Raw genomic sequence first — 9,020 nt, 5'->3', positions numbered from 1 at the left:
GGCCCTGCGGGCCACGGCTCACCCGCAACCCCGTTAGGCGGCGAGCCCACATGGAAGCTTGGAGCAGCCCTGAAAGCGGAACAAATCCAAACTGAGGCACACACCGCATGTCTGACTTCATTGAACAGCACGCCGTAAGGCTCGATCACAGACTGTTTCCGACGGTCGTGAATAAACTTGAGAAACTTGTAGACGCCGGAGTGCCTGAACGGAAACTTCAAACCCATCTAGAGGCCTATCCATACCTCCTTAGTCAGCAGTTTTCGCATTGTCATCACGTCTTTCCGAAGGTGCGTCTCGGCTCTCAATACGAGCCGGACTTTCTCTGCTTGGACATACCCTCCTCTGGCGACGAGTGGTTCGGAGTCGAGCTAGAGCCCCCTCGCATCAAAATTGTCACTAAGTCTGGTCGGAAGTCAGCGAAGCTGGAGCACGCCCTACAACAGGTCCGCGATTGGCGTGCGTGGATTGGTGAAAACCTGAGCTATGCGCGGAACGAGAGGAGCAGGAACGGTCTGGGGCTTCGCAACATCCAGTCGCGCTTCGCGGGCTACGTAATTATTGGACGTCGCGCGGACTATACCGACAGCTTTAACAGTCTTCGCGCCCAGGTTCTTCGGGACGAGTACATTCAAATACGCTCCTGGGATGGAATCATTGAGTGGGCGCGAAATCGCGCAAAGCTCTTTTCCTCGCACTACGAATCTCTCGTTCAGGTCTCCAATGTGCGATAGATCTGTATCCACATCGCCGCATAACAATGCGTCGCAGCGGACGCGCATGAAGCCGCGCGCCGCTGAACGCAGACGTTAGGAGACATCGCCTGAGGAATGTGGGTCACAGAGGCGACATTAGCTTCCGAAGATGAGTTCATGCCCCCTAAGATACAGGCCGCCGTGGGCCGCATCGACAGGTCGGCGCGGCTTCACGCCGCGGGTCAACTAAGTGAGGCTGTGCACCAGACGCGGCTGCCGGGGATCGCCTCACGCCGCGTCGAGCCGAGCCCGCGAGATGCGGTTGCGAGGCTGGTGTTCGAGGAGTACAGGCGGAGCTGCGGAAGCGTGAGTGCGGGGTGGAGGTCGGCTACATCGTTCGCAAGTGCCGTCACCCCAAAGCCGTTGCGTGGCTCTTTCCAGGAGACACTGACATGCCAGGCTGGATGCGATGGATGGCCGTACTGCCGGTAGCATTGCTGGCCACGGTCCTGTCGACCGTTCCACTCCACTTCGTCCTATACCAAACCATAACCGGATCAGGGGTCGTCGAGCCGTACCCCGAAACGCCGGAGCGGATGCTAGTGCCTCTTGTAGGTGCGCTCGCATTCATCTGCGTAGGAGCAAGGGTTGCGCCGAAGCATGAAGTTGCGACTGCTACGGTTCTATTCGCGCTTTGGCTTCTCTTTGCGGCCACGTTTGTCGCACTTGCACTGAGCGGCGCTCATCTTGGCGGCTTACAATTCAATCTGCAGCGGGCAGGTCTCGGCCCTGTCATGGCTGTGGTTGGTGCCATCGCTGGCCTCTACAGTTCGTAGGCGACATGCCACGAGACCTTTCAGCTCATTAATCGGCGTGTCGAGAGGATAGAATGAAAACGGTTCTTGTTGTGGTGTTGTTTGCGGTTGTAGGAACGCTAGGCGATTGGATCATCAGCTTTCTTGCCAATCTAGCTGGTGGTGTCGGAGCCATAATTGGGTTTATGGGACGCCCGAAGGAGGTGTCAGGATTTCGCAAGGTACTTCCTGTTGTGACCTGTACTCTTGCACAGACCTACGTCTTCCTTGCGTGGGTAGCCTTTGTCGTTTCATATACCACGCTTGTAACGACACACCAACCCGTTGTTCGCTGGCTCGTTTGGATAGTGGCTTTCTATGCCGCTATGGTTCCCAGCATAGCGGCATCTGGGGACTCGGTTCGTGCGGAGAAGGAGAATCCAGAACTGAAGTATAGCGTGCCTCACCTTGCACTCAGCTTCAGTGGCCTGCTCGATATAGCCGGGTTCTTTCTTTTCGCATTTCTTCCAAAGACAATGCTCTATGCTTGGGCCTGGGTTCCTTTTGTCCGAGATGTAACGAGGGATGCCGCCTAACAATGGCATCCAGCGGAGGCCGCGAAGCGAGTTTCGCATGGTTACTTTGAGTGTTCGGCGCGGCCCCGCTGATGCCAAGCGTTGGGCAGGTATCGCTGGGATTAAGCCTGACAGAAAGGAGGCAACATAATGTTGCATCACAAGAAGTATGGTCTACACAGCAGAGAGACGGTATGAACCTCAAGGTCTAAGGAGAAAAACATGAGTAACGGTATTCTGCAGGCAGCCGTTCGTGAGGTCCTTATCGACGCCGTTCGCGACAAGATCCGCATCTCCGGGCTGCACATCGACGGCGTCGAGGTCACGCAGGCAATTCAGTATCGTAGTGCCGACCAGCATCTTACTGATCCCGCAGATCGCGGGCCGGACAATTCGGTTCGGCTGGTGGCGAACAAGGCGGCGCGGGTGCGTGTGTACGTTCGCAACTTCCCGGCGGCGGTGCCCGGCGTCGTTGGTTCGGTCATAGTGCAGCGGCTACGCTACGGCGTGTGGGTGGATGCTGGAAAGCTCACCCAGGTCGGGCCGAATAGCGTCACGGCGGAACGGGTACCGGCCTACGCTGCCGAGCGTGGGACGATGGCGAGTTCGCTCAACTTCATCATTCCCGCAGCCACCATGCGCGGGCACTTGCGTCTGAAGGTGCAGGTGAATGTGCCGGGGACGAGCCAGAACGCAGACGACATCGTGGATGTTGATGCGTCACTGCTACAAACGCTTAGAATTCGCGGCATTCCGGTGCGATACGTCGGGCCGGATGCGAATGGTAATCCGTTGGACTTAGCGGCGCCGACGCTCGCCGACTTTCAAGCTACTGCGGCAACGACGCTCCGTATGTATCCGGTCTCACAGACGCCGGACATCAGTCTCGCTGGCACGTTCACGTGGAGTCAGCCGCTACTCGGCGCCATTGTGAACGGCCAGTGTCCGCAGAGCTGGAACAACCTGCTCTTCTGGTTGAGCATCGCGCGTGTCGTTGATGGGAATCGGAGCGATTCACTCTACTACGGGTTGTTTCCGATTGGTATTCCGATCGGTGGTGCTGCAGGATGTGGTGGCGGCGGGGCTGGCGTCGGCTCGGGCGCGAATGGCGACGGCATGACGATGGCGCACGAGTTGGGTCATGTGCTGGGTTTTGCACATGGGCCGTGCGGACTGGGCGCAGGCGATATGGGAGACCCCAATTATCCCGCCTACGAGCCATACGATAGTGCTGTGAACCGAACCGCTTCAATCGGCGAGTATGGCTGCGACGTCACCAACGGCACGATTTATCCGCCCGGCAACACGTTTGACTTCATGTCGTATTGCGGCCCCCGGTGGATTTCGCTGTATCACATGCGGCGATTGATCAATCACCAGAGGCTCAATCCGACCTGGGTATCAGGCGGGCGCGAGACGCTGCCGCCATACCTTGACGAGCAGTATCACGGCCCGTCTATTTTTGATCGTCCTGATCCACCGCCACCATGGGTGGGGCGACAGGTGCATTTTGTGCGCGAGCCTGATCCAGTTCGGCTCATCGTCGTCACAGGGATGCTCCATGCCGACCACATCGAGATTCGTAGCGTGATGCGGCTCGAGACAGGCCCGACGGCGAATGGGGAGCGGATTCCCGATACCTTCGTCGAACTGCTCGACGCGAACCTCAACGTGCTTCAGCGCGCGCCGCTGCGTCGTATGGCCACGCAGGCGTCGTGCGGATGTGGATGCGGATGTGGGGGCGGCAGCTCGGGTGTTGAGCCGCCGACGGGACTCGTGCAGGTGCTGCTCCCCGACACAGACCAGGGGACAACGCTGCGCGTCATAGCTAATGACAAGGAACTGTGGGTGCGCCAAACGACATCGCAGCCTCCCACCATCTCGAATGTGTCGGCGGTCGTCGCCAACGACGAGTTGTACGTGCGTTGGCAAACGTCGGCATCCGACGCATATCCAACCGAGCGCATCGTGCGCTGGTCAGATGACGAGGGCAAGCGTTGGCAGGTGCTGGCAGTCAATCTGGATGACGATGAGGCTGTCGTATCGACGCGTGCAGTGACGAGCGGCCACATACTGATACAGGTTATCGTCTCGGACGGCTTTCACAGCACCACATCGGATGCGATTGCCGTCGAGATTCCGCATCGCCCGCCGACCGTAGCCATCCTGTGGCCTGTCGCTAATGCCACCGTCCGCACCGATGAATCGGTGCGCTTGTGGGGCGTTGCCAATACAAGCGACGGAAACATCGTGTCCGCCGAGGACATGCACTGGTACCTCGACGGTGAAGCAGTCGGCACCGGGCCGGAGGTATGGGCATTACTCGCCGATTACGACGGCGAGCACAAGGCGACGCTGAAGGTGCGCGATGGTGACGAGTGGGCCGCAGTGTCAGTGGTGTTCTTCAGCAATTGTAGCGGACGGCCCGCATATCGGATGCCACGCGGCGACTGAGATGAAGAGAAGAATAGGAGACATTCTACTTTTTCGGGACTGCCGGATGGCATCCGTGACGCCTGACTCGCCCAACCCGTCACTGCAGCGGACCCCGGCACGCGCAAGGGGTCGAAAAGGGGTCAAGTCCGCTTTTAGCTCTTGACAGATTATTTGAGATGAAATAGACAATCGGCATGGCTCGACAGCTGCGGGGGTCGAAAAGGGGTCAAGTCCGCTTTTAGCTCTTAACAGATTGTTTGAGATGAAATAGACAATCGGCATGGCTCGACAGCTGCGCATCGAATACCCCGGGGCGTTTTACCACGTCATGAACCGCGGCCTATCACGCCGCAATATCTTCCTGGAGGACGATGGCCGGCAGAGCTTTCTTGACTTGCTCGGCGACCTCAGCCGGCTGTGGAAGATCGAGATCCACGCCTACTGCCTGCTCGACAACCACTACCATCTGTTGCTGTCCACCCCCGAGGCCGGTCTATCCCGGGCCATGCGCCATCTCGACGGTCTGTACACGCAGAAGTTTAACCGAGTCCATCACCGTGACGGCCCCTTGTTTCGCGGCCGCTACAAAGCTATCCTGATCGACGCCGAAGAGTATTTTTTGACTGTGGTCCGCTACATTCATAACAATCCCCTGGCCACCGGAGTCGTCACGGATATCGACCGATATCGGTGGAGCAGCCACTGGGGATATCTAAAAAAGAAGCAATGCCCGCACTGGTTAAACACGCGATCGGTCCTGTCGCGATTTGAAGACCTCAAGCAGTACCACGGATTCATGCACGGCGGGGTCGAAGAAGAGATCGAAGAGTTTTACAAAGGTCCGTATCAAAAGGCGGTATTAGGCAGCAAGCTATTTATTGAACGGGTCAGAGAAAAGCTAGGGGAGCGGGCCCGAATCGAGCACGACAAGCCCCAGTCCCGGCAAGTTTTTGGGGTAGCGATCCAGGAGATCATCAAGGCCACGGCTCGAGAGTACGGCACGACGGAAGAGGGTCTCAAGCGGCGCCGGCGAGGGGGCCAGAACGAAGCGCGGCTGGTAGCGATCTATTTGAGTCGGCATTTGGGCGGGCACAAGCATGGAGAGATCGGGCAGGCGGTAGGGTTAAAGAACACCTCGTCGGTCAGTTCGGCGTATCTGAGGATGAAGTCGAAAGTGGCCAAAGAGCGTCGGTTCGCCCGAAGAGTACAGAAGATTGAGGAATCGTTGACAAAGAGCTAAGAGCGGACTTGACCCCTTTTCTTTTCCGAGGCGAAGGCCGCGAAGTCCACGGGCTCATGCCGACGATGTTCAGGATCCGCGAACCGGATTACTACGCCGTGATGCGGCGCCGCCTTGGCATCGAGCGGCGGTGGGCGCGCCTCATGCAGGTCGCGATGTTCCTGCAGACGGGGGTGCGTCTGGGCCCGGAAGAGAGCCGCGCGGCGGCGCGGCTCTTCGGCGCGCCGAGCCCGTTTCTCGATTTCAGTTTCGACCCCAGGGTCGCGGCCTTCTTCGGGCACCCGACGCTTCAGGCCTTCGAGAAGGCACGGACAGACGCCAACGCGGTCGGAATTCTTTACATGCTCAACTTTGACGCGCTGCAAGTGCATTTTAACATACAGGGATACAAGCCGCTTCCGTCGGGAGGACAGGAGATCACGTTGTACAACATCGTGCGAGGTTGGCGGCTGCCATATCTCGGGTTCAATCCCGAGCAGAGAACGATCGAGAAGATGAACGTCGACGTGGCTCTGCTGCCCAGCCTTGGCGCGCCTCGGCTCACTATTCGCGCTATTCCCGTCCCCTCGGTCACTCGCATCCGCAGGCAACAAGGCATGTTTGTCGAGATTCGTAGCGACGGCCAGCCCAACCCACTGGCCCAGATCTATTTCTGGTACCTGATCGATTTTCTGTGCGAGAAGTGGTGTTATCGGCGTCACGACTACGCTTACGAGGACCCGTCTGCAGGGGTCACTGCGACCTCGCTTTTTCCGGACGAAGGTTTCATCGTCAGGCTGGCGTCGCGCTATATTTCAAGGTGGCGCCGTTGAGCGAGGCGCTTGCCAAGCGTGCATGCCGTCCAACCTTTGGCTGCTACGGACGGGGGCGGGAGGCAAAGTGGTGAATCGATTGACCGTGATGGCCCGCCGCAGAGCAAATCGTTAGGTTGCAACACCGTCTCGATGGAAGACATGAGCGATCTCGATGCCAAAATCATAGTCGGCATCCTCATAGCTGCAGCCGTAGTCGCAGCTGGCTTCGTACTCACCGTTGCCACGTACTGGCTTTGGTGGGCCCTTCCTGTGGTCGTAGGCATTTTCACCGGAATGGGCCTGGGTGTCGCGGTATCGCTCGCAACCGGGAGCGAAATCCTGTTCCTGGTCCCGCCGGCGTTGACAATTGGCCTCGCAGCTGCGGTTCAGGGCCGGTGGTTCGCGTGGGCAATCGATCATGGTCCCGACGAGTGGTTTCGTTGGTTGTTCAAACAGATTGGGATTCGCATTCCTGGTAATCCCCTAACCTACTGCCCGAAGTGCTCGAGCAAAGCGATCAGCACGGTTGGCTCTCGGTCTCATTCATACGACACAACGATGACGGAGACGCGTCGAACTGTGCACTATAGCTCTGAGGGTGAAGAGAGGGGATATTCGGAGACTGAGTACGAGGTCCCCGCGGTCAGCACCACAACGTACGTTGATCTCAAGTGCGAGGCGTGCGGGCACGCATGGACGGTTTGATACAACGCATCGCAACCTAACCACCGACTGGAGCGGCTGCGCCGACCGCTCAGCCGGCCGCCAGAGGAAACTATGGGAGACCCCTCGCATATCGCTAAGGTGCAAGAAGGCGTCGATCAGTGGAACGCTTGGAGAAAGGCAAATCCGCGCCTGCAACCAGATCTCACACACGTTGATCTCTCCGGACGCGACCTGAGCGGGATCGACTTCCGTGGGGTCGGGCTGTTCGAAGCCGATCTGAGCCATGCCCGGCTTATCGGGGCGAATCTGCGACAGGCTCGCTTGGTCAGGACTCGGCTGGACAACGCAGATCTCACGGGTGCGAAGGTCTGGGGCGCGTCCGTGTGGGATGTGAGTCTTGCTGGTTCAGTGCAGGCGGATCTGCTCATCACGCCGCGTGGTGCCGAGGTCGTGACAGTGGATGACTTGGAGGTGGCGCAGTTCATCTACCTCCTCATCAATAACCGCAATCTACGACGGGTGATCGATACGATCACGTCGAAGGTTGTGCTCATCCTTGGTCGGTTCACACCAGGCCGAAAGGCCGTTCTCGACTTGCTAAAGCACGAACTGCGGAAGAGAGGCTATGTTCCGGTTCTGTTTGACTTTCAGGGTCCTGAGAGCCTTGACCTGACCGAGACGGTAGCTACTCTCGCCCGCCTCTCTCGTTTCGTCGTGGCCGATCTGACGGATCCGTCCTGTATTCCTCACGAGCTTCTGACGATCGTGCCCGACGTTCAAGTACCGGTGGTCACGCTCATCGGCCGGGGGCATGCGCCGTATGCAATGTTCGCTGACTTGGTCCGAAAGTACTGGTGGCTCCATGCCCCACTCGAATATACAGACGCTGGCGAGATCCAAGATGGCGTTCTGCCTCAAGTCATCACGAACGCAGAAGAGACGAGAAAGAAGATCCTTTCGTGAGACGCGAGGCAGCTAACCAATAAGGATTGAGACGACTTTTGAAGGGGTCAAGGTTCGTGGTCAGGTCGTGTAATACGACAAATAGCTCGATACAAGCCCTCCATGCCGCGACCTCTTCGTTTGGAGTTTGCTGGGGCAGTTTATCGTTTGACCAGCCGTGGCAACGCGCGGCAGAAGGTTTTTTTGCAATCACAGAAAATCTGTCGGCGTCTATCTCAACCTTCTCCCACTTCTCGATCTATCGCTAACAAAGCGCCACACTCCGCGCCGCTGCGCCACTTTACAATCTGCATAGCCGCAACAGACGCGCTGCTCCGCGGTTTAGTCCAACACGTTTTATCTCTCCCGTCGCTCCTGCCGGGATCTTTCCCGAACTTGATTGCTCCCACGCTTTGGGGATAAAACGCTATACGTTAGGCCCCACGAATGGAGGTCCAATGGGAATCGTAGACTGGATCATCGACAATCGCGCGTGGGTTTTCTCTGGCGTGGGTGTAGCGATAATCGGGGGTTTCATTGCGTTCGCTCGTTGGCTGCTAGTCAAGAGGAAATCCGAGCCGGTAATTCAAATCCAGTTCGTTCAGGATGAGGCGTTTCAGCGTCAGCGTTCTTCGACGGACGTCGCGGAAGCACCCATTGAACGGATTTCGTCCGTCACCTTCGCGGAAATACGCGCCGCGATGGCCGCAGCACCTCCATTGCATCGGCGTGAAGTCGCTAAGCGCTATGTGGGCCTGCATGTAGAGTGGGACACCTATCTCTATGCGCACGTGTAGACGCTGATGGGAACGCAACTCTTACGCTGTTGATGGGTCCAAACGGGAGTGCAGAAGGGCTTCTGTGGGTGATTTGTAGCG

At 58.0% G+C, this 9,020-nt stretch carries 8 protein-coding genes; 7 read left to right on the top strand and 1 reads right to left on the bottom strand.

Annotated features, from left to right (window positions below):
• Positions 1 to 227, bottom strand: a 227-nt coding sequence (locus tag Q8P46_15890; protein ID MDP2621628.1) for a hypothetical protein, incomplete at its 3' end; no start/stop codon positions are given.
• 1,357 nt (positions 228 to 1,584) lie between these two features.
• Between Q8P46_15890 and Q8P46_15885 the strand changes: the two genes are divergently transcribed.
• The 7 genes from Q8P46_15885 (at position 1,585) to Q8P46_15855 (ending at position 8,939) form a co-directional block, all read left to right on the top strand.
• Positions 1,585 to 2,085, top strand: a complete 501-nt coding sequence (locus Q8P46_15885) for a hypothetical protein (protein MDP2621627.1) — start codon at positions 1,585 to 1,587, stop codon at positions 2,083 to 2,085.
• Positions 2,086 to 2,286: 201 nt separating this feature from the next.
• Positions 2,287 to 4,518, top strand: a complete 2,232-nt coding sequence (locus tag Q8P46_15880) for a hypothetical protein (GenBank protein MDP2621626.1) — start codon at positions 2,287 to 2,289, stop codon at positions 4,516 to 4,518.
• Between the two features lie 262 nt (positions 4,519 to 4,780).
• On the top strand, positions 4,781 to 5,740 hold the full coding sequence (locus tag Q8P46_15875; protein MDP2621625.1) for a transposase: 960 nt from the start codon (positions 4,781 to 4,783) through the stop codon (positions 5,738 to 5,740).
• An 8-nt stretch (positions 5,741 to 5,748) separates the two neighbouring features.
• Positions 5,749 to 6,552, top strand: coding sequence for an FRG domain-containing protein (locus Q8P46_15870; protein ID MDP2621624.1), 804 nt, complete (start codon positions 5,749 to 5,751; stop codon positions 6,550 to 6,552).
• A gap of 141 nt (positions 6,553 to 6,693) precedes the next feature.
• On the top strand, positions 6,694 to 7,239 hold the full coding sequence (locus Q8P46_15865) for a hypothetical protein (GenBank protein MDP2621623.1): 546 nt from the start codon (positions 6,694 to 6,696) through the stop codon (positions 7,237 to 7,239).
• A gap of 72 nt (positions 7,240 to 7,311) precedes the next feature.
• Positions 7,312 to 8,163: a pentapeptide repeat-containing protein gene (locus Q8P46_15860; GenBank protein ID MDP2621622.1), complete on the top strand. Its 852-nt coding sequence runs from the start codon at positions 7,312 to 7,314 to the stop codon at positions 8,161 to 8,163.
• 437 nt (positions 8,164 to 8,600) lie between these two features.
• A complete protein-coding gene (locus Q8P46_15855; protein ID MDP2621621.1) occupies positions 8,601 to 8,939 on the top strand; it encodes a hypothetical protein in 339 nt (112 codons plus the stop codon).
• Positions 8,940 to 9,020: the final 81 nt, after the last annotated feature.

The organism is Hyphomicrobiales bacterium, from assembly GCA_030688605.1.
Lineage (GTDB): Bacteria > Pseudomonadota > Alphaproteobacteria > Rhizobiales > NORP267 > JAUYJB01.
The sequence above is the reverse complement of the archived record's forward strand: the minus strand, read 5'-3'. Positions and strand labels throughout refer to the sequence as shown.